28 protein-coding genes, 1 tRNA gene and 1 pseudogene are annotated in these 26,205 nt (G+C 68.2%); 17 read left to right on the top strand and 13 right to left on the bottom strand.

The annotated features are described in order from the left end of the window. Positions 1 to 154: 154 nt before the first annotated feature. Entirely contained in the window at positions 155 to 910 is a 756-nt protein-coding gene (locus MKK63_RS01980) for a hypothetical protein (protein WP_243998213.1), read from the top strand. Between the two features lie 253 nt (positions 911 to 1,163). After that, complete coding sequence (locus tag MKK63_RS01975; RefSeq protein ID WP_243998211.1) at positions 1,164 to 1,352, top strand: hypothetical protein; 189 nt, start codon at positions 1,164 to 1,166, stop codon at positions 1,350 to 1,352. On the opposite strand, the gene MKK63_RS01970 is transcribed toward MKK63_RS01975, so the two are convergent. Further along, a complete protein-coding gene (locus MKK63_RS01970) occupies positions 1,307 to 1,555 on the bottom strand; it encodes a multiprotein-bridging factor 1 family protein (RefSeq protein WP_243998209.1) in 249 nt (82 codons plus the stop codon). The two genes, MKK63_RS01975 and MKK63_RS01970, sit on opposite strands and share 46 nt — an antisense overlap. A gap of 113 nt (positions 1,556 to 1,668) precedes the next feature. Between MKK63_RS01970 and MKK63_RS01965 the strand changes: the two genes are divergently transcribed. The 6 genes from MKK63_RS01965 (at position 1,669) to MKK63_RS01940 (ending at position 5,809) form a co-directional block, all read left to right on the top strand. Next, positions 1,669 to 2,649 (top strand): IS1595 family transposase, encoded by a 981-nt coding sequence (locus tag MKK63_RS01965; protein ID WP_243998206.1) that lies wholly within the window; start codon positions 1,669 to 1,671, stop codon positions 2,647 to 2,649. Beyond that, positions 2,649 to 3,104 (top strand): hypothetical protein, encoded by a 456-nt coding sequence (locus MKK63_RS01960; RefSeq protein WP_243998204.1) that lies wholly within the window; start codon positions 2,649 to 2,651, stop codon positions 3,102 to 3,104. The genes MKK63_RS01965 and MKK63_RS01960 overlap by 1 nt, the downstream gene beginning before the upstream one ends. A gap of 249 nt (positions 3,105 to 3,353) precedes the next feature. Continuing rightward, positions 3,354 to 3,755 (top strand): hypothetical protein, encoded by a 402-nt coding sequence (locus MKK63_RS01955; protein WP_243998202.1) that lies wholly within the window; start codon positions 3,354 to 3,356, stop codon positions 3,753 to 3,755. Between the two features lie 19 nt (positions 3,756 to 3,774). Then, positions 3,775 to 4,323 (top strand): hypothetical protein, encoded by a 549-nt coding sequence (locus MKK63_RS01950; RefSeq protein ID WP_243998200.1) that lies wholly within the window; start codon positions 3,775 to 3,777, stop codon positions 4,321 to 4,323. Positions 4,324 to 4,394: 71 nt separating this feature from the next. Continuing rightward, positions 4,395 to 5,501, top strand: coding sequence for a glycosyltransferase family 2 protein (locus MKK63_RS01945; protein WP_409564466.1), 1,107 nt, complete (start codon positions 4,395 to 4,397; stop codon positions 5,499 to 5,501). Positions 5,502 to 5,575: 74 nt separating this feature from the next. After that, complete coding sequence (locus MKK63_RS01940; protein WP_243998197.1) at positions 5,576 to 5,809, top strand: hypothetical protein; 234 nt, start codon at positions 5,576 to 5,578, stop codon at positions 5,807 to 5,809. 56 nt (positions 5,810 to 5,865) lie between these two features. Here MKK63_RS01940 and MKK63_RS31895 read toward each other — a convergent pair whose 3' ends face one another. From MKK63_RS31895 to MKK63_RS01905, 9 genes and pseudogenes are all read right to left on the bottom strand, one after another. After that, a complete protein-coding gene (locus tag MKK63_RS31895; RefSeq protein WP_313901738.1) occupies positions 5,866 to 6,027 on the bottom strand; it encodes a hypothetical protein in 162 nt (53 codons plus the stop codon). Positions 6,028 to 6,082: 55 nt separating this feature from the next. Continuing rightward, positions 6,083 to 6,445 (bottom strand): annotated as a pseudogene (locus tag MKK63_RS31890) (PhnD/SsuA/transferrin family substrate-binding protein); the annotation flags it as partial. A gap of 26 nt (positions 6,446 to 6,471) precedes the next feature. After that, positions 6,472 to 6,606: a hypothetical protein gene (locus MKK63_RS31885; RefSeq protein WP_313901737.1), complete on the bottom strand. Its 135-nt coding sequence runs from the start codon at positions 6,604 to 6,606 to the stop codon at positions 6,472 to 6,474. Between the two features lie 552 nt (positions 6,607 to 7,158). Beyond that, on the bottom strand, positions 7,159 to 7,389 hold the full coding sequence (locus tag MKK63_RS01930) for a hypothetical protein (RefSeq protein ID WP_243998195.1): 231 nt from the start codon (positions 7,387 to 7,389) through the stop codon (positions 7,159 to 7,161). A 442-nt stretch (positions 7,390 to 7,831) separates the two neighbouring features. After that, the gene (locus MKK63_RS01925; protein ID WP_243998193.1) at positions 7,832 to 9,220 is read right to left on the bottom strand and encodes an adenylate/guanylate cyclase domain-containing protein; all 1,389 of its coding nucleotides are present in this window, start codon (positions 9,218 to 9,220) and stop codon (positions 7,832 to 7,834) included. After that, positions 9,220 to 10,632: a GTPase HflX gene (gene hflX / locus MKK63_RS01920; protein ID WP_243998191.1), complete on the bottom strand. Its 1,413-nt coding sequence runs from the start codon at positions 10,630 to 10,632 to the stop codon at positions 9,220 to 9,222. The genes MKK63_RS01925 and hflX overlap by 1 nt, the downstream gene beginning before the upstream one ends. Before the next feature lie 492 nt (positions 10,633 to 11,124). Further along, a complete protein-coding gene (hfq, locus tag MKK63_RS01915) occupies positions 11,125 to 11,376 on the bottom strand; it encodes an RNA chaperone Hfq (RefSeq protein WP_007563033.1) in 252 nt (83 codons plus the stop codon). Between the two features lie 350 nt (positions 11,377 to 11,726). After that, the gene (locus tag MKK63_RS01910; RefSeq protein ID WP_243998189.1) at positions 11,727 to 13,091 is read right to left on the bottom strand and encodes a sigma-54-dependent transcriptional regulator; all 1,365 of its coding nucleotides are present in this window, start codon (positions 13,089 to 13,091) and stop codon (positions 11,727 to 11,729) included. After that, positions 13,088 to 15,508: a sensor histidine kinase NtrY-like gene (locus tag MKK63_RS01905; protein WP_243998187.1), complete on the bottom strand. Its 2,421-nt coding sequence runs from the start codon at positions 15,506 to 15,508 to the stop codon at positions 13,088 to 13,090. The genes MKK63_RS01910 and MKK63_RS01905 overlap by 4 nt, the downstream gene beginning before the upstream one ends. A gap of 1,092 nt (positions 15,509 to 16,600) precedes the next feature. On the opposite strand from MKK63_RS01905, the gene MKK63_RS01900 reads away from it, so the two are divergent. The 3 genes from MKK63_RS01900 (at position 16,601) to MKK63_RS01890 (ending at position 18,327) form a co-directional block, all read left to right on the top strand. Continuing rightward, positions 16,601 to 17,677 carry an oxidoreductase gene (locus MKK63_RS01900; RefSeq protein ID WP_243998185.1) on the top strand — a complete coding sequence of 359 codons (1,077 nt, stop codon included), beginning with the start codon at positions 16,601 to 16,603 and terminating at the stop codon, positions 17,675 to 17,677. A 104-nt stretch (positions 17,678 to 17,781) separates the two neighbouring features. Then, positions 17,782 to 17,874, top strand: a tRNA-Sec gene (locus tag MKK63_RS01895). 216 nt (positions 17,875 to 18,090) lie between these two features. Beyond that, positions 18,091 to 18,327 (top strand): hypothetical protein, encoded by a 237-nt coding sequence (locus MKK63_RS01890; RefSeq protein WP_243998183.1) that lies wholly within the window; start codon positions 18,091 to 18,093, stop codon positions 18,325 to 18,327. 22 nt (positions 18,328 to 18,349) lie between these two features. On the opposite strand, the gene MKK63_RS01885 is transcribed toward MKK63_RS01890, so the two are convergent. Beyond that, complete coding sequence (locus tag MKK63_RS01885; protein WP_243998181.1) at positions 18,350 to 18,739, bottom strand: hypothetical protein; 390 nt, start codon at positions 18,737 to 18,739, stop codon at positions 18,350 to 18,352. 184 nt (positions 18,740 to 18,923) lie between these two features. On the opposite strand from MKK63_RS01885, the gene MKK63_RS01880 reads away from it, so the two are divergent. The 3 genes from MKK63_RS01880 (at position 18,924) to MKK63_RS01870 (ending at position 21,332) form a co-directional block, all read left to right on the top strand. Next, entirely contained in the window at positions 18,924 to 19,160 is a 237-nt protein-coding gene (locus tag MKK63_RS01880) for a DUF4170 domain-containing protein (protein WP_243998263.1), read from the top strand. A 162-nt stretch (positions 19,161 to 19,322) separates the two neighbouring features. After that, a complete protein-coding gene (locus MKK63_RS01875; RefSeq protein WP_243927331.1) occupies positions 19,323 to 20,267 on the top strand; it encodes a ribose-phosphate pyrophosphokinase in 945 nt (314 codons plus the stop codon). A gap of 177 nt (positions 20,268 to 20,444) precedes the next feature. Next, positions 20,445 to 21,332: a hypothetical protein gene (locus tag MKK63_RS01870; RefSeq protein ID WP_243998179.1), complete on the top strand. Its 888-nt coding sequence runs from the start codon at positions 20,445 to 20,447 to the stop codon at positions 21,330 to 21,332. 18 nt (positions 21,333 to 21,350) lie between these two features. Here MKK63_RS01870 and MKK63_RS01865 read toward each other — a convergent pair whose 3' ends face one another. Together MKK63_RS01865 and MKK63_RS01860 are read right to left on the bottom strand one after the other, a co-directional pair. Next, positions 21,351 to 21,626 carry a YiaA/YiaB family inner membrane protein gene (locus MKK63_RS01865; protein ID WP_243998177.1) on the bottom strand — a complete coding sequence of 92 codons (276 nt, stop codon included), beginning with the start codon at positions 21,624 to 21,626 and terminating at the stop codon, positions 21,351 to 21,353. 50 nt (positions 21,627 to 21,676) lie between these two features. Then, positions 21,677 to 22,366 carry a PspA/IM30 family protein gene (locus MKK63_RS01860; protein WP_243998175.1) on the bottom strand — a complete coding sequence of 230 codons (690 nt, stop codon included), beginning with the start codon at positions 22,364 to 22,366 and terminating at the stop codon, positions 21,677 to 21,679. Between the two features lie 103 nt (positions 22,367 to 22,469). On the opposite strand from MKK63_RS01860, the gene MKK63_RS01855 reads away from it, so the two are divergent. The 3 genes from MKK63_RS01855 to MKK63_RS01845 all read left to right on the top strand — a co-directional run bounded on the left by MKK63_RS01855 (position 22,470) and on the right by MKK63_RS01845 (position 25,815). Continuing rightward, on the top strand, positions 22,470 to 23,096 hold the full coding sequence (locus tag MKK63_RS01855) for a TetR/AcrR family transcriptional regulator (protein ID WP_243998173.1): 627 nt from the start codon (positions 22,470 to 22,472) through the stop codon (positions 23,094 to 23,096). A gap of 491 nt (positions 23,097 to 23,587) precedes the next feature. Further along, on the top strand, positions 23,588 to 24,616 hold the full coding sequence (locus MKK63_RS01850; RefSeq protein ID WP_243998171.1) for an ABC transporter substrate-binding protein: 1,029 nt from the start codon (positions 23,588 to 23,590) through the stop codon (positions 24,614 to 24,616). Between the two features lie 206 nt (positions 24,617 to 24,822). Next, a complete protein-coding gene (locus MKK63_RS01845) occupies positions 24,823 to 25,815 on the top strand; it encodes an ABC transporter substrate-binding protein (RefSeq protein ID WP_243998170.1) in 993 nt (330 codons plus the stop codon). The last annotated feature ends 390 nt before the right edge of the window (positions 25,816 to 26,205 follow it).

Raw genomic sequence — 26,205 nt, 5'->3', positions numbered from 1 at the left:
CGAAGTTTCGAACCTCCGGAGGTCCCAACCTCCTAACCTCCCAACCTCCCAGGTCGGATGAGAGGAGTGGCTTGCAAATATATTTAGAGTCGGGCACCTTGCTACCGCAACCGGAGCGCGTGGCGTGGCTGAGTCGTCACCTTGGAGCTTTAGCTTGACCCGCGAGGATATCCTCGCCCGGAAGGCAAAGCGTGATCAGATCGCAGAACAGATTGACACGCTTCAGCAAAAGCTCGCTGCTGAGGATCGGTGGCTTGACGCAGTCCGGTTGATTGTCCCCGCTCACTTCCTCTCCGGCATCGTTGAAGCGTCGGACAAAGAAGGCGATGGGACGGAACGATCCTCCGTCTGGCGACAAGCTGTTATGGAAGCGTTGGACGCTGCTACTACGGGCATGCTTCCCAAAGATATCGCTCTGTTCATCCGAGAGAATGGAGGTTTAGAGGCTAAAGATAAAATCACGCGCAATCCGAATGGTCTCTACAATGCGCTCAATCGGTTGCACAACGACGCCCAAATTACAAAGCATGGTGACAAATTTTATCGCCATAGCTTGTTTGAAGAACTGTCTGCGGCGGATACAATAGATGAAGACGCTGGATTTTCAGGCCTAAAAGGATCTAATCTCTTCATCTTTAACGCCATTCGAGAGAATGGCGAGCTAGCCCCGAGATCAATTATTGAGATGTTGCGCGAGAGCGACGAGTTTGGAGAACGCCAAAGCGGTAATCCGCAGTATGGCTATAGCGCTATTCAGCGCCTCGTTCGCCAAGGGGTGATCGAGAAGACCGGACTCGGTTGCTATAAGCTTGTCTCTAAAGAGAATGAGCCGTCCGACGTTCCAGCGTCGAACGGCTCAGATGCCGGGTCGGATGATGACGGGCGCCTTAAGGCGCTTCGTCTCGTCTGACCTATCCGTTCCACCCCGCGTCTGTCCGGCGCTAACAGAGGAGAACGCCATGGCCGACAACCATGCCCTCAGAAGAGGGTAACGGCTTCGGCCGGTGCGCTAACACCAGCCGAAGCCAGAACCATCATTTCAATTGCTATCCGGCTTGGACAGCGACCAAAAGCGACAGCCCCACAGGCTCAGAGTCGCACTTTTGGTCGTCTCGTTCAAGCCGGTCCCCTTCAATTCGCCTGAACGGCGTTAAGGACCAGCTATGACCACTTACGCTTGTGACCACCTCACCGCTTGCCACATCCTCCACGCCGTCAAGGTTCTCGGCTGGAAGCAGGATCGGGCCGCCTTCTACTTCTGCGTCAACGGCGGCACGGTCTCCAAGATCGTGCGCGGCCTCTCCCATCATGGGGCGATGCCCGTCCCGTTCTTCTCTGACGCTGCCGAGTAAGTGATCCCGGCCGGCTCATCCGTAAGGGTGATGCCGGCCTCTTCAAACGCGCGTCGCATTGCCAGCAGGTTGTTGGCGATCGGGGTGCGCAATCCGTTCTCAAACGAGCGGATCGTGCTCAAGCCCACGTTTGATCTTGTGGACAGATCGTTTTGCGACCAGCCCAACCATCCTCTCGCAGCTCGACAGTGCTCTGGCGTCATCGTGAGTTGGATCTAGCGCGTTCGCTTTTTTGCGTCAAGGCACCGAAAAGCGTTGACCTGATCCCAAGCAACGCATATCGTCCACCTCAATGCAAAACGTTCGGGTGGCCGCGATGGTTCAGCACTTCCTCCTCTCCAAAGCCGCTCGCTCCCTCTCCCTTGCTCAGGTCGCCCGTCTGTCCGACGACGCGGCTTGGGAGACGTTCAAGGCGATCCGCTGGGAGGCCACCGAGGGGCAGCCGTTCTGCCCGCGCTGCGGCTGCCTCAAGCACTCGTTCATCGCCACTCGCAAGCTGTTCAAGTGCGCTGGGTGCCGCCACCAGTACAGCGTCACCAGCGGCACCATCTTCGCCTCGCGCAAGCTCCCGATCCGCGATCACCTCCTTGCCATCGCGATCTTCGCCAACGGCGCCAAGGGTCACTCTGCCCTACAACTTTCCCGCGACCTGAACGTCCAGTACCGCACGGCGTTCGTGATGGCTCACAAGCTTCGTGAGGCTGTCGCGGCTGAGACGGCCGAAGCTACCGTGTCCGGCACCGTTGAGGTGGATGGCGCCTACTTCGGCGGCCACGTCCGCCCTGAGAACATGAAGGCGGATCGGCGCGACCGTCGCCTCGCTGAGAACCAGACCGGCAAGCGTCGCGTCGTCGTCGTGATCCGTGAGCGCAACGGTAAGGCCCTCACCTTCGCCTTCCGATCTGAGGCCGAGTCGGTGGAGACGATTGAGGCTCGCGTGCTGCCCGGCTCCGTCGTTCACGCGGACGAGGCGAAGGGCTGGGACCGGCTGCACAAGAGCTTCACTACCCACCGCATCAATCACCAAGAGAGCTACAGCGACGGCGAGGCCTGCACCAATCAGGCAGAGAGCTATTTCGCCCGTCTGCGCCGTTCTGAGATGGGCGTACATCATCGGATCGCCGGCCCGTACCTCGCCGCCTACGCGCGTGAGATGGCTTGGCGCGAGAACTACCGCCGCATGTCCAACGGCGGCCAGTACGCCATCATCACGGGCGCCGCGCTCGCCCATGCCCCGTCTCGGGTTTGGAAGGGCTACTGGCAGCGCCATCAGCTTCTGAAGGGGGCGGTCGCCTGATGGCCCTCCCTCAGATCGTCAACACCCTCACTGGGAAGCGTAACGAGATTGAGGCTCATATCCGTGAGCTTCGGCGCCAGCTCGCCGCTGCTGAGCGCGATCTATCCAGCGTCAACGCTGTGCTGGCGCTTTATGACCTATCCCCGTCCACACAGACCCGCTTCCCGGCCTACGCCAACCTCAACCGGTTGTTCGCCTATGGGGAGATGTTCAAGCTGTGCAAGGCAGCCATAGCGGAAGCTGGGAAGCCTCTGGATACGCGGGAGATCACGCGGGCCATCATCCGCGCAAAGGGCTGGGACGAAGATGACGTGATGCTGCGGAAAGCCATAGCTTACCGCATAGTTCAAAACCTCTCGCGGGCTGCGATGCAAGAGCGAATTGGCGATGCGGGCAAGCGGAAAGGTGTGCGCATGTGGCGCCTTTCTACCCTGGGCGCCTCAATAAGCGTCTGATCCGGTTCTGTTATTCAGAAACTCACAAACTTGGGCTCAAGGGATTCCCAGCGAGAATCGCTCCTTCTATGGTGTCAACCCCTAGAATCACCATATACCGATGATCGTTCACAGCTATGAAGCTAGCTGAGTCGGCGCTCGACACGACAGGCCTGTGTGCGCGTGGGACAGAATGCCACACACCATGCCTTGTTCCGGCCGGTAAGACCTTGGCAAGCTGGGCTGTAGCATGATCCTGAGGAGGAAGCCGTGTCCGTATCTACATTTGTGACTGGCGGTCACAAAATCGGCTTCGGCACTGGTATTAAGGTGTCTGCCGTGAAGCGCAAGTCGTTTTGGAGCGGCGTACTGCAAGGCCTATCCGGTCCTAGCATGATGGGTGCTCAGCCAGAAGTTCTAAATAATATGGTTGAGGTTCGAAATAATAAGATAAATTTAAAAACGCTTGAGGGCTCGCGCAGCTATGCATTTAACACTCAAGAGGATGCATCGATTATTGCGCAAGCCCTGACGGAAGCCATGAACAAGATCGCAACAAATAACCATCTGCTAATCACCACTGAAATTGTGCGCCGACTCGACCAAGAGGGCAAATTGCGTCAAGTACGCCGCCCAAAGGTTATGAGGCGCGCTCAGAATGGCCCGGAATAAGGATCACGAAAGGACGCACGTGACTGCGACCAAAGAGATCCGTGGGGAAGTGGAGCGCGCACTAAGCGGGACCACGCTCCCTGCGCAAGCGCGTCAAGAGGTCGTGACGCGCGCGAGCGCAGTAGTCGAACGGTACGCGAGTGCCTATCCTCATCCTGACATTCTGCGGCAAATTGAGCAGCTTGCCCCCGGATCCACTGCGCTAATCGTCAAAACTGCTTCCGACACAATATTGCACAACAATGAAATCGAGAGGCGGGAGCTTGATATTAAGCAAGAGGAGCTTGGCTTAATCAGAACAATAGCGACAGAGGATTTTTCGTCGGTGCGGCAGGGGCGCCGTTATGGTTTAGCTGCGTTTTTCTTCTTAATAATATTTTCTGGAGTCATGTATTATTTAGGTGCCGAAAAACTTTCATATATCGCATTTGGTGTTGGCTCGTTGGGTATTGTGGGCCAGCTTATCACCGGTGGTCGCAAGGTATCGTTTTTGTCGGCGGGTTCAGATGAAGCTGGGGATTCTGAAGTGCCAACTACGGAAGTTATTCCAGCTGGTAAGAAAAGTTGACGTAGCCTACCTCAACGCTTTTGGGTGAGGTTGCTGCATAATACCGCGATTATCCCCCGGCCAAGCTCGACATCAAGCTGCTGATCGAGGCCGACGATCTGGGGATGCGGGCGATGCTCGCGCGGATCCCCCTGCCCGCCCGGTTCGAGGTGATCGTGGTGCCGCCGGGCGGCCCGCGCACCAAGCCGCGGGCGCTCAATGTCGGCCTGCCACTGGCCCGGGGGGACCTGCTCACGGTCTACGACGCGGAGGACGATCCTGATCCCGGGCAATTGCGCCTGTCCGCCGCGCTGTTCGCACGCCTGTCCGTGCGCACCGCCTGCCTTCAGGCGCGGCTCGTGATCGACAATGCCGACGATTGCTGGCTCACCCGCGCCTATGCCGTGGAATATGCCGGCCTGTTCGACGTTCTGAACCCGGCGCTCGCCCGGTGCCGGCTGCCGGTCCCGCTTGGCGGCACCTCGATGCACCTGCGCGTCCGGGTCCTCCGGGCCCTGGGCGGCTGGAATGCCCACAATGTCACCGAGGACGCCGATCTCGGGATGCGGCTGGCGCTCGCGGGCTACACGGTCGGCGACCTGCCGAGCGCCACCGCCGAGGAGGCGCCCAACCGGTTCAGGCCGTGGCTCGGCCAGCGCATCCGCTGGCTCAAGGGCCTCGTCCAGACGAGTCTCGCCCACGGGCGCAGCCCGTTCTCCAATGCGCGCCGCCTCGGCCCGCTGGAGACGCTCTGCGCGGCAGCCCTGGTCCCCGGCACCGTGGTTTCGGCCCTGGTCTACCCGGCCTGTCTCGCGGCGGCGATCTGGGCCTTTCTCGTCCGCGAGATCCCGGCCGCCCCCCGCTTCCTGGACAATCTCGACACGGGGCTCGCCATCACCCTGTTCGGGACGGGGCTCGGAGCCCTCATCCTCCCCGCCCTGCTGGGCTGCATCCGCCGCGGCTGGGGCAATCTCGTCCCGTACGCCCTGGGGATGCCGGTCTACTTCCTGCTGGTGAGCGTGGGGGCTTGGCTGGCGCTGGTCGAGTTGGTCCGCGCCCCGGAGCACTGGAACAAGACGCAGCACGGCCTGGCGCGCACCTCGCGACGCGGCCATCTGCGGCACCACGCGCGAGCCGGCGCCCGGAAAACCCGGCGAGTCCTGATCGCGATCCGCCGGACCCGGCATGCGACGCGCTGACGACGCCGGCGCAACGCTTCGCGCATCCGCGTCGTTGTCGTCTTGGTATGTCTCATCAACCCTGGATCGTCATCATGGCCACGATCGCGATCCTGATCGGCACGAAGGCGGGGGCGCGCCTGCTGGCGGCCGGCTCCGAGCGGGAGGCGGCCCTGTCGGCCGAGGCGTTCCTGCTGCGCCTGCCCGTCCGGGCCCTGCCGGCGCCGCTCTGGGTGCAATGCGCCGATCCGGCGGTGAGCGGGCGGCTGACCGGCTATCTCAACGCCCTGCAGGCCGAACAGGTGCGCGAGCGCGGCGCCGGACCCTGACGCGATCGCGAAGCACCCGGCCGACGCGATCGCGAAGCAGGCCGCGCAGACCCGGATCAGGCCCCCGCGTGGAAGGGCTTGAGCCGCGCCGGATCCCGATCCTTTGCCGGCGCATCGCGGACGATCCGGCCCGCCTCCGGAACCACGATCCGGTCGGTATGGGCCAGCGCCCCGGCCGGTGGACCGGCCGACCTCGACCAGGGGCGCGTCGGCGGCATTGGTCACGGGGATGAATGTCGAGCGCCCGAACGGCTCCTGGATCGCCGGATCGGTGATGCCGGCGAGCGCCGCCCGCAAGCGCTCGGTGAAGCCCGCACCGGAGGTCTGATCCCTGTCGCCCCGGACGGTCCATTGTTCACCGGGGACGGTCGGGCTCGCCCCGATCACCGAGACGGTTTGTCGGTCGACCTTGCCGGCCTTGGTGTCGCGGTCCCAGACCGAATCGTCGACGGCGCCGACCGCGAAGGCGCCGGACTGGACGAGCTGGAGGGTGCGGCTGTGATCGCCCGTGACGCCGACCCGGGCCAAAACCTGCTCGGGGCTCGTCCCCGGAAAAGCCTGCCGGATGAAGTCTTCCGGCATCAGCCGCCCGGAGGTCGAGGCGCGGGCGCCGAACGTGCAGGTTTTTCCCGCGATGGCCTTCGGGAAATCCTGGCCCGGCTTCAGCCCGGTGGCGGCGTTGGCGATGCGGTGGTCTTGAACGCCGCGTCCTCGGCGCCCTGCGCGATCGCCTGGGCGCCCGGCACGGCTTTGCGGGCCTGGACCCCGGTGAAGCCGCCGAACCACGCGCGCTGCACCTGCCCGTTGGTGAAGGCGGTGACCGCCGCCGGGTAGCTCTTTACCGCGAGCTAGCGCACCGGCACGCCGAGCTTGGCTTCGAGGGTGGTGGCGACCGTGTCGAGGCGCGCGACGAGGCGGCTCTCGTCCTGATCGGGGATGCCGGTGAAGACCAGGGGTGGGACCGGCTTGGTCTGGACCTACGCGGGTGCGATTGTGGCGAGCGCCACGAGGCATCCCAGGGCGAACCGCCCCAACCGTCCCGCTCCCAGCATCCCATCCTCGCGGTGCGGCCCCTGCACGGGTGGGGGCTAGAGACCGGGGGCGTAACAGAAGCTGCGGGCGCGGGCACCCGCATTGACGGGAGCGCCCTGTGTCGTGCGGATGGTGCCAGTTCTGGTTTCGAAAGGTCGAGACCTTTCGCGGGTCCGGGACAGAGCCCTGGAGACCGTCTCAGGGCCCAAGATCTCAGGGCTCTGCCCTAAAACCCGCCAAAGGGCATGGCCCTTTGGAAGCCCAGGATCCCCGGTTCGAACGGGCTCTGAGACTGCTCGAACCGGCGGATGCGATGCTCAGCGCATATGACGGCGCATCATGTGATGACGGTGGTGGTGCCGGTGCATCATGCGGTGGCGCATCATCCGCGACTGCATCCGGGCGTTGCGGTGCATACCGCCCATATTGGTGTTGCCCGTGGCGGCGGCGTTGCGGTCGAGGCCGTCGCCGGGGGCGGCCAGGGTCGGGCTGGCGGCGCCGAGGACGAGGCCGAGCGCGAGCGTCGCGCCGAGGATGAGCTTGTTCATAGACTTTCCGTTCTCCGCGACGCTGCGCCGCGACGACCGAACGGATTCAAATCCTTTCGGGTTCCGGCACCGGGCGTCATGGCGTGGGGCGGCTCAGGCCATGGCGCCGGAGGCGGGCTAGGGGAGCCGCACAGCGCCAGCGGATAGCGACGCGGGCGGCAGAGCGTGGCCTTCTCCCTCTCCCCGCGTGCGGGGAGAGGCCCGCATGGACCTCGTCGTCCATGCGGGAAGCGCAGGCGAAGCCTGAGCGGCGGTGAGGGGGCGATTCCGGAGGAGTCTCGTCCTCAACCGCCCCCTCACCTTCGGCTGCCGCCTCGCATCCTGCCCCGACGAGGGGGCAGGAAGCCCTCTCCCCGCAAGCGGGGCGAGGGGATGCACACGCGGCCATCGTCGGCGGACGACATGTGGATCTGCAGGCCCCCACGCGAGCGGGGCCCCGCGCTCAGCCCTGAGCCGGTGCGGACGGACCCGATGCGGGAATCCGCATGCGCGGAAGGGCCGGATCGGGATCCGGCTCCCCCGCCACGGCGAACAGGGTGAGCGGCTCGGGCAGCACGGCCCCCGGCACCGGAACCGCCCGGATTCCCTCCGGCAGCGCCCCACGTAAAAGATCCACAAAATCCCCCGAGGCGGCGAGTTCGAGCTCGGCCGCCTTGGCCTGGGCCTCGATCCGCGACAGGGCGTTCATGGCCGGGCCCAGCACCGTGTATTCGGCCCGGACCCCGTCGTCGAACACCCCGACCAGCAGGTCGCCCGCGTGCAGCGCGACCACGACCCGGAGCGTGAACAGCCCCTCCGCGGCCCGCGCCGCGTTGAGGGCCGCGATCCGGCGGCGGAGCGACAAGGCGCAGGCCAGCGCCGCCCGCGCCTGCGCGTCGGGCGAGCCGATCACGAACTGCACCAGCACCGCGTCGCCGATATACTTGTCCACGAGGCCCCCCGCCTCGGCCACCGCCGCCTGCGCGGCCGCCCGCACGGCGAGCAGCGCCAGCACCATGGTCTCGGGCGGGTGCTCGCCCGAGAGCCGGGAGAAGCCGCGGATGTCGAGGATCATCAGGCAGGCGTGGCGCCGGTGGACGCCCAGCGCCGAATCGCCGCCCTCGGCCGAGAGATCGAGGGCGACCGCGTCGGGCACGAAGCGCGCCAGCAGGGTCCGCTCGTGCTCCATGCGCAGGGCCCGCGCCACCGCGGCGCGCAGGCGGACCACCCCGTCCACCACCAGCAGGCCCGCCGCCGCGAAGGTGGCCAGCCCCGTGAGCTGCGCGGTCGGGAAGGTTTCTTCGTTCGGGAACAGGTCCGGATGCAGCAGCCCGATCAGGAACGTCGCGCTCCAGCAGGCGATGACGACGCCGCAGAACACCACGGTCTGGGCCACCCGCATGCTCAGGCCGGTCTGGAGCAGGAGCAGGAAGGCCGGGAGGCGGCTCACCGCGTCGGCGCCGAGGCCCGCCCCGCCGCCGGCCAGCATGTGCTCGATCAGCACGTAGACGGCGAGCCCCGCGTTGAGCCCGGTGCCGGCCCAGCTATAGGCCGACGCCGCCGGCCCGCCGCCCCGCTCGCGCAGCCCGAACCAGACCGTGCCCAGGCCGTAGAGGGCGAGGATGAACCAGTGGCTCAGGGCGTGCAGCGAGCCGTCATAGGCCTGGGCCGCCATCAGCAGCACCAGCACGATCACGATGCGCAGGCCGAGCAGGCGCAGGCCGCCACCGGCCTGCATGGCCCGCAGCACCGCGTCCTCGTCCTGATCCGGCGGCACCGGGCGGTGCGCGACGGGGGTCCGCGCCGTCCGCAGGCCGGGGAGCGGCGGGTTGCCGGCGCGGCCTGAGGCCATCAGCCGCCCCGGCCGAGGCGCCGCGCCGCCGTGAACCGGTTGAGGAAGCGCGGCTCCTTCTCGGGGGCGATCCGCACCGCCAGATGCAGGGTGCCGTCGGCCTCCGACCGGCGGTCCAGAATCTCGGCGTTCTCGTAGAGCCAGTTCAACGCCGCCCCGTCCTCCGGCGGCAGCGCCACCGCGAAGCTCGCGCGGTTGCGCCCGATCCGCGCCTCGATCCGGCTGGTGAGGGCCGCGAGCCCCTCCCCGGTCAGCGCCGAGACCAGGACCGGCGCCGCGCTGTCGCGGTCGTTGCGGGTCCTGGCCTGGCCGCTGAGGTTCAGGAGCCGGGTGCGCTCGTCGTCGTCGAGCAGATCGGCCTTGTTCCAGACCTCGATGATCCGGTCGGCGCTGGTCTCGATGCCGAGTTCGCGCAGCACGTCGCCGACATCCTCGGCCTGGGCCTCGGAATCGACGTGGGAGACGTCGCGCACGTGGAGCAGCACGTCGGCCTCGATCGCGTCCTCCAGGGTCGCCCGGAAGGCCGCGATCAGCGCGGTCGGCAGGTCGGAGATGAAGCCGACCGTGTCGGACAGGATCACGGTCTCGCCGTGGGGCAGCTTGGTCGCCCGGGCGGTGGGATCGAGGGTGGCGAACAGCATGTCCTTGGCGGTGACCTCGGCCTGGGTCAGCGTGTTGAACAGGCTCGACTTGCCGGCATTGGTGTAGCCGACCAGCGCCACGATCGGGTACGGCACCCGCGCCCGGCTCTGGCGGTGCAGGCCGCGGGTGCGGACCACCGCGTCGAGGTCGCGCTCGATCCGGGTCATGCGCTCCTGGATCATGCGCCGGTCGGCCTCGATCTGGGTCTCGCCGGGGCCGCCCAGGAAGCCGAAGCCGCCGCGCTGCCGCTCCAGGTGGGTCCACGAGCGCACGAGCCGTGACTTCTGGTAGGCGAGGTGGGCGTGCTCGACTTGAAGGGTTCCCTCCCGCGTCGAGGCGCGCCGGCCAAAAATTTCCAGGATCAGGCCGGTGCGGTCGATGACCTTGGCGCCCCAGGCCTTTTCCAGGTTGCGCTGCTGCACCGGCGAGAGGGCGCAATCCATCACCACGAGGCCGATCTCGCGGGCGCGGATCAGGCCGGCGATCTCCTCCACCCGGCCCTTGCCGAGATAGGTCGAGGGGCGGATCCGCGGCAAGGTGATCGCGAGGCTCTCGAGCACGTCGAGTTCGATCGCGGCGGCGAGCCCCGTGGCCTCGTCGAGGCGGGCTTCGACGGAGCGGGTGGGCACGGCCTGCCCCGGCCCGGTCCCGTAGGCGCCGCGCGCCAGATAGGGGCCGATCACCAGGGTGTGGGTCGCCGCGGCGATCTCGCCCTCGGGGGCGGCCTGCGCCTGGAGGCGGGCTTCGCCGGAGGTCAGCGTTTCGGTCATACGGCCTTTAGCGCCGCCGGGCGGCCGGCGGTTTCGTTGGAGCGATCGGATTCGTCAGAATGGGGATGCGGGCGGGCCGGGCCAAGATGGCGGACGGGGATGGCCGCAGATATCCGCAACGCGCACGCGGTGCCGCGTCGCGTGCTCTCCGCGGAGGCTACGCGCGGTTCGATCTGGTCGACGACTGCAGAGCAATCCAAGTCGAAGGCCACCGCGCGTCTCCCTCCCCCTCTGCGGGCTACGATATTAACACATCGTTGGCCGAGACGCGCTCTCCTCCCCCTTGCGGGGAGGAGTTGGAGGTGGGGGTGGCGCAGGATCGAGCGTGACGGTGCCTTCTGTACCACCCCCACCCCTGGCCCCTCCCCGCAAGGGGGAGGGAAAAGCGCTTTACTCTGTGAGGGGTCGGCCTCGGGGGGAGAAGTGTGAATCCGCTAGCCCGCTCGGGAGAGGGAGACGCGCGGATCCAGCCTCCCTAACCCCATCACAACATCACGCCTTCTCGGCGGTCTCGTCCGGCTCGAACAACTGCACCGGGTGGCCCGGCATGATCGTCGAGATCGCGTGCTTGTACACCAGCTGCGAATGACCATCGCGGCGCAGCAGCACGCAGAAGTTGTCAAACCACGTCACCACGCCCTGGAGCTTGACGCCGTTGACCAGGAAGATCGTCAGCGGGATCTTGTTCTTGCGGACATGATTGAGAAAAGTGTCCTGAAGGTTCTGTGCGCGTTCGCCCGCCATCTTCTTGGCCTTCTTGTTGTCCCGGCTCGCTCGGCCCGGGATGGGTATGCCGCGGGCCGGATCGTCCGATCACCCCGTCCGCAGCCGTGTATACAACATGACGTCGTCAAAGGGTGGGCGCAAGCAACCCCTATACCCGGGCGATCCGTAACGGATCGGCGCCGTCCTCAACGCGTCCCTTTGCCCTAAAGCATGGCCCCGGGCATTGGAATTGCGGCGCGGCGTCAAGGTCCGGGTTGTCCATCGCCCCGTTCCGAAAGCCGGCGATTTTGTTTCGGGAGGCGGCTTCGAGCCCTCGGTCCGGCGGCGCGCGTGCATTCCGGACCGGCCGGACCGGGGCCCGCCCCGGCTCACGGGCCGATGCCGAGGGACTTCAACTTGCGGTGCAGGGCCGAACGCTCCATGCCGATGAATTCGGCGGTGCGGGAGATGTTGCCCGAGAACCGCGCGATCTGCGCCACGAGGTACTCGCGCTCGAAGATCTCGCGGGCCTCCCGGAGCGCCAGGCTCATCAGCTTCTCGCCGCCCGCGCCGCCCGGCGTCGTCGGCACCAGGGCCCCGATCTCGGAGGGCAGCATCTCCGATGTGACCTCCTGCTCCGGGTCGGCCTGCGTGAGGATCATCAGCCGCTCGACGTTGTTCTTGAGCTGGCGGACGTTCCCCGGCCAGTTGTGCGACTGCAGCACCGCCATCGCGTCCTCGGCGATCCGGCGCTTGGGCAGGCCGGTCTGGGACGAGATGTTGTCCATGAAGAACTGGATCAGCTCGGGCACGTCCTCCCGGCGCTCCGACAGGGCCGGCACCCGGATCGGCACCACCGAGAGGCGGTGGAACAGGTCCTCGCGGAACCGGCCGGCGGCGATTTCCTCCTGGAGATCCCGGGAGGACGAGGAGATGATCCGGACATCGACATGGACCCGTGTGGTGCCGCCGACCCGCTGGAAGTTCTGGTCGACCAGCACGCGCAGGATCCGGTTCTGGGTCTCCCGCGGCATGTCGGCGACCTCGTCGAGGTAGAGGGTGCCGCCATGGGCCTCCTCCAGGGCGCCGACCCGGCGGCCGCTCTCGCCCTCGACGCCGAACAGCTCCGCCTCCATGGTCTCGGGCAGGATCGTGGCGGCGTTCAGGAGCACGAACGGGCCGTTCGACCGGGCCGAGGCCTTGTGCAGGCTGCGGGCGGCGAGCTCCTTGCCGGCGCCGAGCGCCCCGGTGATCATCACCCGGGCGTTGGTCGGCGCCACCCGGTCGAGGGTCTGGCGCAGCTGGTTGATCGCGAGCGAGCCGCCGACGATGCGGTTGGTGGTACCGGAGCGCGCCGTCAGGTCGCGGACCTCGCGCCGGAGCCGCGAGGCTTCCAGCGCCCGCTCGGCCACCAGGATCAGCCGGTCGGCCTTGAACGGCTTCTCGATGAAGTCGTAGGCGCCCGCCTTGATGGCCGAGACCGCGGTCTCGATGTTGCCGTGGCCCGAGATCATCACCACCGGCAGGTCGGGATTGGCGGCCTTGATCAGGTCGAGCACCTGCAGGCCGTCGAGCCGGGAGCCCTGCAGCCAGATGTCGAGGAAGACGAGGTGCGGCCGGCGCGCCTCGATGGCGGCCAGCGCCTCGTCCGAGCCGCCGGCCGTGCGGCAGCGGTGGCCCTCGTCGTCCAGGATGCCGGCGACGAGGTCGCGGATGTCGGCCTCGTCGTCGACGATCAGGATATCGGCGCTCATGCGTGCATCTCCGCGATCCGGGGGGCCGTCGGTGCGGCGCCCTTCTCCTCTGTCGTGACGGGACGGGTCTCGGGGGACGCCGACGGCTCGGGCCCGTGCTCGCGCGGGATCCGCATCCGCACCTGGCCGCCCCGGCCGGCGGGATTGTCGTTCAGTTCGATCCCGCCGCCGTGCTCCTCAAGCACCTTGCTCACGATGGCAAGCCCCAGACCGGTGCCGCCCTCGCGCGTCGTCATGTAGGGCTCCAGCAGCCGCTGGCGCCCCTCGGCGGGGAAACCCTTGCCGTTGTCGGTGACGGCGATCACCGCGAACCCGTCCTCGACGGCGAGGCTCAAGCCGATCTTGCCCTTGCCGAGCTCGGCCTCGGGCACCTCGGCCACCGCCTCGACGGCGTTCTTGAGGATGTTGGTGATCACTTGGCTGAGCAGCCTGATGTCGAAGGCCGCCACGATCTTTTCCGCGCTCCCCGCGCCGCCCTGGGCCGAGAACGCGAAGTCGATATCGGGGTGCGCCACGCGCATCATGAACAGGTTCTGCTTGGCGATCTCGGTCAGGTCGTTCGGCGCGATCGCGGGCTTGGGCATCCGCGCGAAGGCCGAGAACTCGTCGACCATGCGCTTGATCTCGTCCACCTGCCGCACGATCGTGGCGGTGCACTGGTCGAACACCTCCTTGTCGGTGGTGATGACCTTGCCGTATTTGCGCCGGATCCGCTCGGCCGAGAGCTGGATCGGGGTCAGGGGGTTCTTGATCTCGTGGGCGATGCGGCGCGCCACGTCGCCCCAGGCCGAGCTGCGCTGCGCCTGGACGAGGTCGGTGATGTCGTCGAGCGTCACCACCCAGCCGCGGGTCGACCCTTGCGCCTGCTCGCTCGTGACCCGCACCGTGATGGTGCGCTCGCCGCGCGACCGGGTGAGCTGGATCTGCTGCTGCTGCAGGCTGCGCGGGCGGGCCTCGCTCTCGGCGAGCACCGGGGCGAGTTCCGGCACCGCCTGGGCGAGGGACTGGCCGACCAGGGCATCGCTCGCCAGATCGAGCATCCGCTCGGCGGCCGGGTTGGCGATGGTGACGAAGCCCGCCGCGTCGAGGCCGATCACCCCGGGCGACACGCCTGAGAGCACGGCCTCGGTGAACCGGCGGCGGGTGTCGATCAGGTCGCTCGCCGCGATCAGGCCGGCATGCTGGCGGCGCAGCTCCTGGGTCATCTTGTTGAAGCTCTCGCCGAGATGGGCGAGGTCGCCGCTGGTCTTCTTGGTCGGCACCTGGGCATAGAAATTGCCCGACGCCACCTGATCGGCGGCGTTGATCAGCCGGCGGATCGGCGCCACGAACCGGTTGGCGAAGTTCATGCCGAACCACACCGCCGAGAGCAGCGCGATCAGCGCGATCAGCAGGAACACCGACGCGAAGGTGATCTGGATCGAGCGCCGGAGCGAATCGTAGGTCAGGTACTCGGCCGCCGCCGCCCGGGACACGCCGGGGAAATCGATGGCGAGCTGGCTCACCTCCCGCTGCACCATCAGCACGGCGTCGTCATAGGCCGGCATGCGCATCAGCGCGGCGAAGACCCGTCCCTCGGTCGGCAGCAGGCAGATCGGATCCGCGGAGGATGCCGCATCCTCGAAGGCCGCCGCCGAGGGCAGGCGGTTGGTCTTCAGCACGTCGATCTTGGCCCGGGCCACCACCTCGGTCGGCCCGCGCATGATCTGGGCCACCGGCAGGCCGAGATTGCTCGCCCGGGTGGTCAGGAAGTTCTCGAACCAGTCCCGGTTCACGTCGAAATTCGGCCTTGCCCGGGTCAGGTCGTCGGCCAGGATGCGGATCTCCCGGGCGAGGCTCTGGCACTGGTTCTCCTGGTAGGCGTCGGCCACCTCCACGGATTTCAGCACCACGTCCCGGACCCGGTCGGTGAAGCCGAGCGACAGGCCGCGGTCGATGGTCACGGAGGCGACCACGGCGAGCAGGATCGTCGGCAGGATCGCGATCAGGCTGAACAGGCCGACGATGCGGGTGTGCAGCCGCGCCACCGCGGCGTTGGCCTTGCGGGCGTGCAGGAAGACCCGCGCCTCCCAGGCGATGATGATGGCGAGCCCGAGCACCAGGGCGGCGTTGATGGCGAGCAGCGTCACGCCGTAGGCGGGCGTGGGCGTCACCCGGATCACGCCGGCCAGGATCAGGAAGGTCGCCAGCGCCGAGATCAGGGCGGTGACCACCACGACCGCCCCGATCCAGCCCGGGCCGCGGGGGCCCGGCCGCAGCGACTCGGCCAGAGCCGCGTCCGGACCGGTTCCCTCGGCCGGCCCATATGAGTCCGACCCATGTGGGTCCGACCCTTGTGGGTCCGACCCATGTGAGTTTGACCCTTGCGGGTCCGGCGCGGGGCCTTCCACTATGGGTGAGCGCTGCAGGAACGGCATGACTGGTGCAGGGCCACAACAGTGTGGCGGAATTAATACGAATAGCCCCCGGTGATTACGCGTTCAGGTTGAATTCGCAACGGGTTTACCATCGCACGGAGCGAGGCGGCCCCGACGGGCACACCGAACTGACTCAGCCTCACAAGCATCCTTGGCGCGGCGGTTGGCGATGCGGTAAGCTTGACCGGAAGGTCGCCATGCACAAAGCCGCCCGGAACGAACGCATCTAGCTGACTGCGACCTGGTTGAATGGTGCGGCCGCGGCTGCCCTCGCGGACGGATGCTTTGCTCCGATCGTGACATCCATCACGTCGACAGCGTCGATCGCGCTCACGGGCTTGAATGTTCTGGTGATGACTCGGTTGTCCCTGAGCGTGGGCCTACATCTGATCGGGCGGCGCGTACTGCGGAGGATCGAGGAATGACGGGCGGTTTCCTGTCTGCTGCCATCATCGCCCCACTGATGCTCATGGTCGCCGCAGGCTTCGTCTCCTGGTTCACGGATCGGCACGACGCTTCGGAGCGTAGGCCCTAAGCAGGTTTCGCTAAAGTGGTCACCAGTTTTGCGACAAAAATCTGCGCTATAACAAAGACCTCAGCAGATGAAGCGTTGGCTTGCCAACGCAAATCCGCTTGGAGGCACCCTCCGACGAAGTGGACACAGGTTCGGCGCAAGAGTGCGCGTCACAACAAGAGCTTAGAGCCGCGCATGATTGCACAGCGCACAGGACACGACACTTGTTTGCCGACAGGGTTGGCAAGCGCGACAGGCCCCCTCTCCTGTGCGGGAGAGGGTTGGGGTGAGGGTCGAGAAGGTTCAGGATCGAGCATACTCTTGAGGCGCGGACAGGGGGCGCCTCGTTTTGAAAGTTCTCATCCCTCACCCGGCTTTCTGCGAAAGCAGACCTCTCCCGCACGGGAGAGGGGACCCGCGCCTCGTTCGGCGAAGATGGCGCCAGTGTCGCGTACCGTGTGCAAAGCGATCGGGCACGGCTCCAAGGCCTATCGGCAGCGGCCGAGGTCGAGCATGGCGATCCGGTGTTCCAAGCGTGCTGCCCGGCGCCGTCCGCGCGGCACAGGGACGACGCGGCGATGAGGGCCACGCCTGCGATCCGGGTCGGCCTGATCGGCTACGGCTATTCCGGCCGGACGTTTCACGCGCCCCTGATCCGTGCCGTCCCGGGGCTCGACCTGCGGCTGATCGGCTCGCGCGATCCCGCCCGGGTCGCGGCCGACCTGCCCGGTGTGGCGGTCGTCGCCGACCCCGTCGCGGTCGCCACCGCGGAGGCGGTCGATCTCGTGGTGATCGCCGCCCCCAACGACACCCACGCCCCCCTGGCGCGGGCTGCGCTCGTAGCCGGCAAGCATGTCGTGGTCGACAAGCCCTTCACCCTCGACGTGGCCGAGGCCCGCGGGTTGCGTCAAGCGGCCAGGAGCCGGAACCGGCTGCTCGCGGTGTTCCACAACCGGCGCTGGGACAGCGACTTCCTCACCGTCCGGGCGGCCATCGCGGACGGAATCATCGGCCCGATCCGGCATTGGGAATCGCATTTCGACCGGTTCCGCCCCCAGGTCCGCGACCGCTGGCGCGAGGGCGCCGGCCCCGGCAGCGGGATCTGGTACGATCTCGGGCCCCACCTCCTCGACCAGGCGCTCCTGCTGTTCGGCCTGCCCGAGCGGGTGACCGCCAACCTGGCGCGGCTCCGCCCCGGCGCGCAGGCGGACGACTGGGCCCACGTGGTGCTGGACTATCCGGACCTGCGGGTGGTGCTGCACGCCAGCATGCTGGTCGCCGGCGGATCGCCCCGCTTCGTGGCGCATGGCGAGGCCGGCAGCCTGATCAAGCGCGGCGCGGATCTCCAGGAGCAGCACCTGCTGGCGGGCCTCGCCCCCGGCGCCCCCGGATGGGGCGCGGATCCGGACGCGCTGGAGATCCATGACGGGACCGGACGGGTGAGCCGCGTGCCGGCCTCGGCCGGGGATCAGCGCCGGTTCTACCAGGGCGTGGCCGCGACGATCGCCGAGAGGCCGGTCGATAACGCGCCGGTCGACGATACCGCGGCGCTGGAGGCCGTCCGCGTGATGGCCTGCCTCGAGGCCGCCCGCATGTCGGCCCGGACGGGGGCGTCGGTCGGCCTGTCGCTTGCGCCGGACGAGCGGGGGATCTGAGGGTCGCGGCCCGGGCGCGACCTTTGCGCACGTCCCGGCGAGCTGGGACCTTGGCATGGGCCGAGCCCTTGACCCGGCTGGTGGCGGCCCGTAACCCCGATCCCGGAGGCGAACGGGGTCTGGTGGCCCTCCTGGTCTTCAAAACCAGCGGTACGCCAACAGCGTACGGTGGGTTCGATTCCCATCCGCTTCCGCCAAGATCCCGATCGGCATGCTCCGCTCATTCGGACCTATAACCGAGTCGTTATTGGTGATGAGGCGACACACGCGCTAAAACCGGCGATCCCGATCCGCCGATATGGTCGTTCCCGGCCGTCTCTGCGCCGACACGATCCCGCGCTGGTGCCCCCGTGAAGAACCGGTCCGCCCGCCCCGATCCGGCCGGCCGCCGGCCGCGAATTCTGAGGCCGGTCATGCTGGACACGCTCGTCGCGCTTTTCCCACCCGGCCTCCGCGAGGCGCTGCGCGCGCTGGCGACGCGTCGGCCTGTCGACCGGGCGCCGGGCGGGCCGGGCCCGATGCCGGGCTTCGACCCGATGCCGGCACCGATGCCGGTGGTCGCCCCGCCGGCCGCCACGAACGACAATCCGCTCCGGGCCGTCCACGACGCCGTGGAGCGGGACCTGCGCGCCAGCGGCCATCTGCGCTGAGGATCGTTCGCGCGGAAGACCGTCAGCGCCCGGCCGGTCCGGGCCGGTCGACCGCCCCCGCCTCGACCCAGTGGCAGACCGTGGTGTTGCGCAGGCTGGCGCAATCGTAGCTCCGGCCGCCGAGCGAGACCCGGTCGGCGATGCCGGTGACGTCCCCCCGCGGCAGGACGCTACAGCCGAGATGGTCCGCCTTGGGATCGGCCAGCAGCGCGGACGCCGCCGGCGCGCCGTCGTGCATCAGCATCCGGTAATTGGCCAGCGACGGACAGCCGATCACCGGCGGCCCGCCCCGCCGGTCGACGGCCTTGTCGGGACCGGGCCGAGCCGGCGCCCGGCTTGCCGTCTGGCTGGAGGCCGGCAGGACCGAAAGGCCGAGCGCCAGAACGGCGATGCGGAGTGAGACGCGTGTCATGACGTGCTGATAGCACGCCGCGCGGCCGGTCTTGCAGCGCCGGTCTTGCAGCCGCCGTAGGGTGCCTGAACAGCGGGCCTGCGGCCGAGGCGGGGCTCGGATGCGGCGTTTCAGGCTTGACCGGAGCCGCGCCATTTGCGAGCGCCGCGGATGCGTGTGGATGGCTGAGCGCGGAGGCGTGACCATGACGACGGCGATCGATAGCGACCAGAAGCTCCATTTGGTCTTCGGCGGCGAGTTGCAGAATCTCGACGGCATCCGGTTCCGGGATCTCGCGAATCTCGATATCGTCGGCATCTTCCCGGATTACGCCTCCGCGCAGGCCGCATGGCGGGCCAAGGCGCAGGCCACCGTGGACAGCGCCCAGACCCGTTATTTCGTGGTCCACCTGCACCGGCTGCTGGAGCCGCCGGCCGTCTGAACGCGGCACGGCCTGTGCGCGGCATCCGTAAGGACTGCGTGAAGGCATTGTGACACTTCCGGCCCGCTGCTAAGAGCCTCGCCCGTCATCGCATCGTTCCGGCCTGCAAGGGCCGGCCATCGGAGCGCGGCGGGCAGACCGGCCGCGAGTGAGCGGCCGCCCATGAAATCCTCGATCAAGATCATCGCCGGGAATTCCAGCCGGCCCCTGGCCGAGGCGATCGCGGCCTATCTGGAATTGCCGCTCGCCAAGTGCATGGTCCGGCGCTTCGCCGACATGGAGATCTTCGTCGAGCTCCAGGAGAACGTGCGCGGCGAGGACGTGTTCATCGTCCAGTCGACCTCGTTTCCGGCCAACGACCACCTGATGGAACTGCTGATCATGATCGACGCCGCGCGCCGGTCGTCGGCGCGGCGCATCACGGCGGTGATCCCGTATTTCGGCTACGCCCGGCAGGACCGGCGCACTTCGGGCCGGACCCCGATCTCGGCCAAGCTGGTGGCGAACCTGATCACCCGGGCGGGCGCCGACCGGGTGCTGACCCTCGACCTCCATGCCGGCCAGATCCAGGGCTTCTTCGACATCCCCACCGACAACCTGTTCGCCGCCCCCGTGATGGTGCGCGACATCAAGGAGCGGCTGCCGAACGCCGACCGGATGGTGGTCTCGCCCGACGTCGGCGGCGTGGTCCGGGCGCGGGCCATCGCCAAGCGGATCGACTGCTCGCTCGCCATCGTGGACAAGCGCCGGGAGCGCCCGGGCGAGTCCGAGGTGATGAACATCATCGGCGAGGTCGAGGGCCGGTCCTGCATCCTGGTCGACGACATCGTCGATTCGGGCGGCACCCTGGTCAACGCCGCCGAGGCGCTGCTCAATGCCGGCGCCAAGGACGTCTCGGCCTACATCACCCACGGGGTGCTGTCAGGCGGCGCGGTCTCGCGCATCGCCGCCTCGCGGATGAAGGAATTGGTGATCACCGATTCGATCCAGCCGACGCAAGCGGTGAAGCTCGCCCGCAACATCCGGGTGGCGACGATCGCGCCGCTGCTCGGCGAGGCGATCGGGCGGACGGCGACGGAATCCAGCGTCTCCAGCCTGTTCGACTGAGCGCCGGACAAAGGCATGGTTTCGAAAGGTCGAGACCTTTCGCGGGTCCAGGGCGGCGCCCGGATCTTCGTCAGGGCCTTGCCCTGACGACCCACCAAAGGGCTTCAGCCCTTTGGAGGCCCGGGGTCACAGTACCCCCTGCGCGCGAAGGCCCTATGTGCTGAGCCGAACGCGGCGTTGGTTCGGGAGCGGACACTGGGTCGGGCGCATATCATCGGCATCCACGGGCTCGCCAACAAGCCGCCGCGTGACGAGAAGGCGGGCTGGTGGCAGGCCGCGATCCGCGAGGGGCTCGACCGCAATCGCGGGATGCACGTGCCGGAGGGCCGCCTGCGCTTCACCTTCGTCTACTGGGCGGACCTGCGCTACCCGCAGCCGCTCACCGACGACAGCAACCGCGAGCCCTACCGGCCCGATTACGGGCTCGGCCCGTTCCCGTCGCCGGCGGGCGATCCCGAGAGCGCCGCGCCGACCCTCACCGACCGGATCTACCGCGGCCTGTCGCACCTGCAGGAGGCCGCCGGGCTGACCCCGGTGGACGACCTGATCCTCGAATACCGCCTCGACGACCTCTGGGGCTACTACACGGATGCGGGCTTTCGGGCGGCGGCCCGGGCGCGCCTGCGCGCGGTGATCGCCGAGGCCGCCGGCGACGACGTGCTGATCGCCGCGCATTCGATGGGTGGCCTGATCGCCTACGACGTGCTGCGCGCCGCCGAGGCGGACGGGACCGCCCTGCCCCGCTGCGCCCTGGTCACCCTCGGTTCGCCTTTGGCGCTGGCCGAGCTGAAGCTGAAGCTCGCCGACGAGCACGGCGCCCTGCGCGTCCCGGCGGCGCTGACCGCCTGGACCAACCTGATGGACCGCCAGGACATCGCCACGGTGGGCGACGACCTCGCGGAGATCTACGCGCCGAACGCCGCCGGCGTGCGGGTCCGGGACGTACCGGTGATCAACGCCTACCGGAGGCCGGATGGCACCGAGAACCGGCACAAATCCTACGGCTACCTGCGCACGCCGGAATTCTCCACGGTCCTGAACGGGTTCCTGGGCGCCGGCGGCTGAGCGGCGCCCGCCCGGTCCTCAGAGCCGGCCCGGGATCGCTTCGCGCAGGACGCGCTCGGCGGCGGCGTCCTCGATCTTGTTGATCAGCCGGTTCGCCTCGTGCTCGTCGCGCAGGGTCTTGGCCAGGGTGAAGGTCGTCCCCGTGAGGAACAGCGACGCCATGGCGAGGTAGCCCTTGATCCAGATATCCGCGGGCAGGAAGAAGATCCCGATCGTCAGCATGGCGGCTGCGGCGGCGAAACTGACCAGCGTGAAGGTCTTCCAGGCGCCGGTATGGGGCATCTGTGGGATCATGGTGCGGATTCCTGTTTGCTGTTCGAAGGATTGGGATGGATGCGGTTTGATCAGGTCGTCGCCCTGAGGCGGTCGAGCACCGCCCGCGGGTCCGTGCGGGGGCGGCCGTAGCCGGCGGTTTCCAAGTCGGCCTTCAAGTCGGCCTCGATCCCGCCTGCGGCCTCGGTCTCCAGCTCGCTCAGCGCCGCGGCGACATCCGCCTCGGCCTCGTGCCGGGCGCGCAGGCGGGCCAGCGTCCGCTCCGCCTCGCCGAGGGCGCCCGCCGAGAGGGTCGTGGCCCGGCGGCCCTCAAGCCCCGCCCGGCGCAGCGCCTCGGTGGTGCGGGCGGTCTGGAGCCCGCGGTCGAGATCCCGCAGCCGCTCTCCGCCTTGTGCGACCAGGCGTTTCAGCCGCTCGACCTCGGCGGCGAAGCGGTCGGCGGCCTCCCGACGGTCGGTGCGCTCGTCTTCCAGGGCGGCGATGTGGATCGCCGCCTCGGTCCCGAGATCCGCGCGGCCGTCGCCGAGCGCCCGCCGCGCCCCGTCCGACAAGGTGTCGATCCGGGTTCCGATCGCGTCGAGGGCGCGGGCCTCGGCGGCGTGGTAGGCCATGGCCACGGCGAGTTCCCGCCGGGCGGTCGCCAGGGCGCCGGCGGCGTCCCGGATCTGCTGGCGCAGGATCGTCACGGCATGGGCGTCGTGGATTGCCTGGGCGTTGTCGGCGATCACGCCGCGCATCAGGAGAGAGAGGGTCCTCGTCACGGTTCACCTCGCGGGAACGACGGTCCGGAGCCGGTCTGGATTTGATTGAACGTCGTTCACAAAACGAGGTAACCATGCGGCGGCGTCCGGCGCAAGGGATAAAATGAACGAGGTTCATAAAAAGATACGGGGGCGTCCGCGCAAGGCCTCGGTCGATCGTGCGGCGGATCGCCAGGCCCTGATCGACGCCGCGGTGGCGATCCTGAACGAGGCCGGCGCGGGGGCGCTGACCGCCCGCGGCGTCGCGGAGCGGGCCGGCACGGCGGTCGGCTCGGTCTACACGCAGTTCGACAGCCTGGAGGAGCTGCGGCTGGAGGCCAACGCGGTCACGATGCGGCGGCTCCGGGATGTCCTGGCGGCGGCGCTGGCCGCCTGCCCGTCGCGGGACACGGAGGCGCGGCTCCTGTGCCTGGCCGACGCGTATCTCGCCTTCGCGGCCGGGCACCATGCGGCCTGGGCGGCGATCTTCGAGCGCCGGACCGTGGCGGCGCCGGATTCGGTGCAGGCCGACATCGCGGCTTTGTTCGCGGTCCTCGAAGGGGTGCTGCGGGACGGCGGCGGCCTCGCCGAGCCGGCGATCCCCGTGATGGCGCGGGCGCTCTGGTCCAGCGTCCACGGCATGACCTACCTGGCCGATCTCGGCAGCCTCGGCCCGCTCGGCATGGACGACGTGCGGCCGATGATCGACGCCCTGGTCCGGGCGGCGGTCCGCGGCTTCGCGCGGCGCTGAACGCGCAGGCCGCCTTCACCTGCGTGAGGAACGCCCGGACCGTCCGGTCGAGGGCCTCCGAATCCCGGGTCAGCACCGCGTCCGAGGCCGTCGAGTCGGCGCCCTGGGCCTGCGCCCGGGACAGGTGCCCGGCCCGCGCCTCACCCGCGAAATAGGCCGCGACCCCGTAGGCCGTGTCCACGCGGTTGCGGGTCTTGGCCATGCGGTCGTGCTCGACCTGCGTCGTCCGGCTGACGTGTCCGATGCCCGGGACCGTGACGATGCCGACCGGCGCGGCCGCCGCGAGGGTGTGGAGCTTCGCCCCGATGCCGATCCTCACCCCTCGCCCCCGCGATGGTCATCCAGCGCGTCAAACCATGACGCGTCAGCATGAGCGGACGGTGAAGACGGGCGTGGGGCCTTGCGCTCGGCTGCGCGAGCCTGTCCACTCGTGTCCAATCACAAGCTCGGCACCGATACCAAGAAAACGCCGGGCCACAGGGAGAAGCGTCATGATGCGTACGGGCTCGTTGCGGCTGGGCGGGGTCTTTCGGATCGGGCCGGCTGCCCTGCTGCTGGCCGGGCTGGCCCTCTTCGCCCCCGCCCGGGCCGACGACGCCAAGGTCCGGATCAGCCGGCAGCCGGGCTTCGTCTACCTGCCGGCCGTGCTCGCCGAGCAGCACAAGCTGATCGAGAAGCACGCCAAGGCGGCGGGCCTCGGGGACGTGGCGGTGGAGTGGGTGAACCTGACGAGCGGCGCCGCCGGCAACGACGCGCTGCTCTCGGGCAACATCGACATCGTCGACAGCGGCTCCACCAACATGCTGCTCCTGAACGACCGGACGCGCGGCGACGTGAAGGGGCTGTGCGGGGTCGGTTCGACGCCGATGCTGCTGCTGACCCGCAACCCGGATGTGAAGGACCTCAAGGACTTTTCCGGCAAGGACAAGATCGCCCTGCCCTCCGTGAAGGTCTCGTCCCAGGCGGTGCTGCTCCAGATCGCCGCCAAGAAGGCGTTCGGCCCCGAGAACGCGACCAAGCTCGACCCGCTCACCGTCCAGCTCGGCCATCCGGACGCAGTGGCGGCTCTGGGCAGCCCCCACAACGAGGTCAACAGCCACTTCTCCCTGCCGCCGTTCCAGCAGCGCGAATTGCAGGACCCGGCGATCCACACAGTGCTGAACTCGTACGAGCTGGTCGGCGAGCCGGTGAGCAACGCGATCTTCTACGCGCGGACCGGCTGGTTCAACCGCAACCCGAAGCTCGCCGCCGCGATCGTGGCCGCCATCGACGAGGCCAATGCCGAGATCGCCAAGGATCCGCTCCAGGCCGCCAAGGACTACGTGGCGGCCACCAAAGAGAAGACCCCGCCCGAGACCCTGGTGGCGATCATGAAGGAGCCCGGGACCAACTTCTCGACCACGCCCTACGGCATCATGCTGCAGGCCCGGCACTTCTACGCGATGAAGACCATCAAGGCCGAGCCCAAGGACTGGAAGGACACGTTCTTCCCGATCGTCCACACCCTGCCGGGCCGGTGAGGCCGCTTGGGTCGGAGCCGTGCCGGGTTCCGACGGCGCTCTGACGATCGTTCCCGGCCGCCGACGCGGCGGCGGCGTCTGGTGCGATCGCGCTTGACCGGTCTCGAATCGCGCGCCCTTGTCGCCGGCACTTGGGGGCCGGTCGCCGGCACTTGGCGGCTGGTCGCCGGCACTTGGCGGCTAATCGCCGGCGAAGGGGGCGGTGCATGCGGCGACGGAACATCATCGGGCTGGTCGCGGGCTTCATCCTGATCTCGGGCCAGCCTGTCGTTCCGGCGGTCCCGGAGCGGCTCCGCCATGTGGTGGTCCTCTTCCCCATGCCGAAGAGCGACCCGCAATTCGGCGAGACCGAGCGGCTCCTCAGGAACGCCCTCGTCAAGCACGGGTGGGTGGAGGGCCGGAACCTCGTGCTGACCTTCGCCGCCGTCGGCCGCGACCCGGCGCAGATCGATCCGCTGCTGCCCGCAATCCTGACGCCCGAGCCGGACGTCATCGTCAGCCGCTCGACCGCGGTGGCGCTCGCCCTGCACCGGCGGTCGCAACGGACGCCGGTGGTGTTCACGCGGGTCGCCGACCCCGTCGGCCTCGGCCTCGTCGCGACGTTGCAGAAGCCCGGGGGCACCATGACCGGCCTGACCGGAACGGAGCCGTCCATGGGCCGCAAATGGGTGGGGCTGCTCCGGGAGATCGCCCCGGACCTGAAACGGGTCGCCTTCCTGATGCATGCGGCGAGCAGCCCGATCGCGCCGGTTCTGGCCGAATCGATCGAGCAGGTCAGCCCGTCCCTCGGGCTGGAGGCCGTGATCGTGCCGCTGCGCGAGCGCTCCGATCTGGAGCCCGCCTTTGCGAGGCTGGCCGCCCTGGGCGATGTCGGGATCCTGGTTTCCCCCGGCGCCTTCACCCTCGAGACCTGCCCCCTGATCGCGACCCTGGCGGCGCGTCATCGGATCCCGGCCGTCTACCCGTACCGGCCTTGCGTGACCGCCGGTGGCCTCGCCTCCTATGGGTCCGACGAGAGCGTCTGGTTCCAGCAGGCGAGCGACTACGTCGATCGCATCCTGCGGGGCGCGCATCCCGGAGACCTCCCGGTCCAGGCGCCGAGCCAGCTGAGCTTCATCCTGAACGCGCGGGCCGCGGCGGGGCTGGGCATCGCCGTCACGCCGGCTCTCCTGGCGCGGGCCGACGAGGTTCTCGACTAAGCAGGTTTCGCAAAAGTGGTCACCGGTTCGGCGTAAGAGAGCGCGGTCAAACAAGGGCTCTGAGCAGACTTGCGTGGGCGAGCCACACGGTACACGACACTTGTCTGCCGCCTGGGTCGGCAAGCGCGACAGGCCCCCTCTCCCGTTCGGGAGAGGGTTGGGGTGAGGGTCGAATAGGTTCAGGACCGGACGCACCTTCAAGGCTCCGGCAGGGTGCGTCTCTTCCGGAATCCGCACGTCCCTCACCCGGCTTTCTGCGAAAGCAGACCTCTCCAGCACGGGAGAGGTGACCGGCCCCTCATTCCCGGATGGTGGCGTCGCTGCCGTGTACCGTTCGTGTTTGGATCGGGTAAGGCTCTACGACCTTGTTTTGCCCCCTGCTCTTGCTCC

It is taken from the genome of Methylobacterium sp. J-088, assembly GCF_022829295.1.
Lineage (GTDB): Bacteria > Pseudomonadota > Alphaproteobacteria > Rhizobiales > Beijerinckiaceae > Methylobacterium.
Note: the sequence above shows the minus strand (reverse complement) of the source record. Positions and strands in the feature narration are given on the sequence as shown.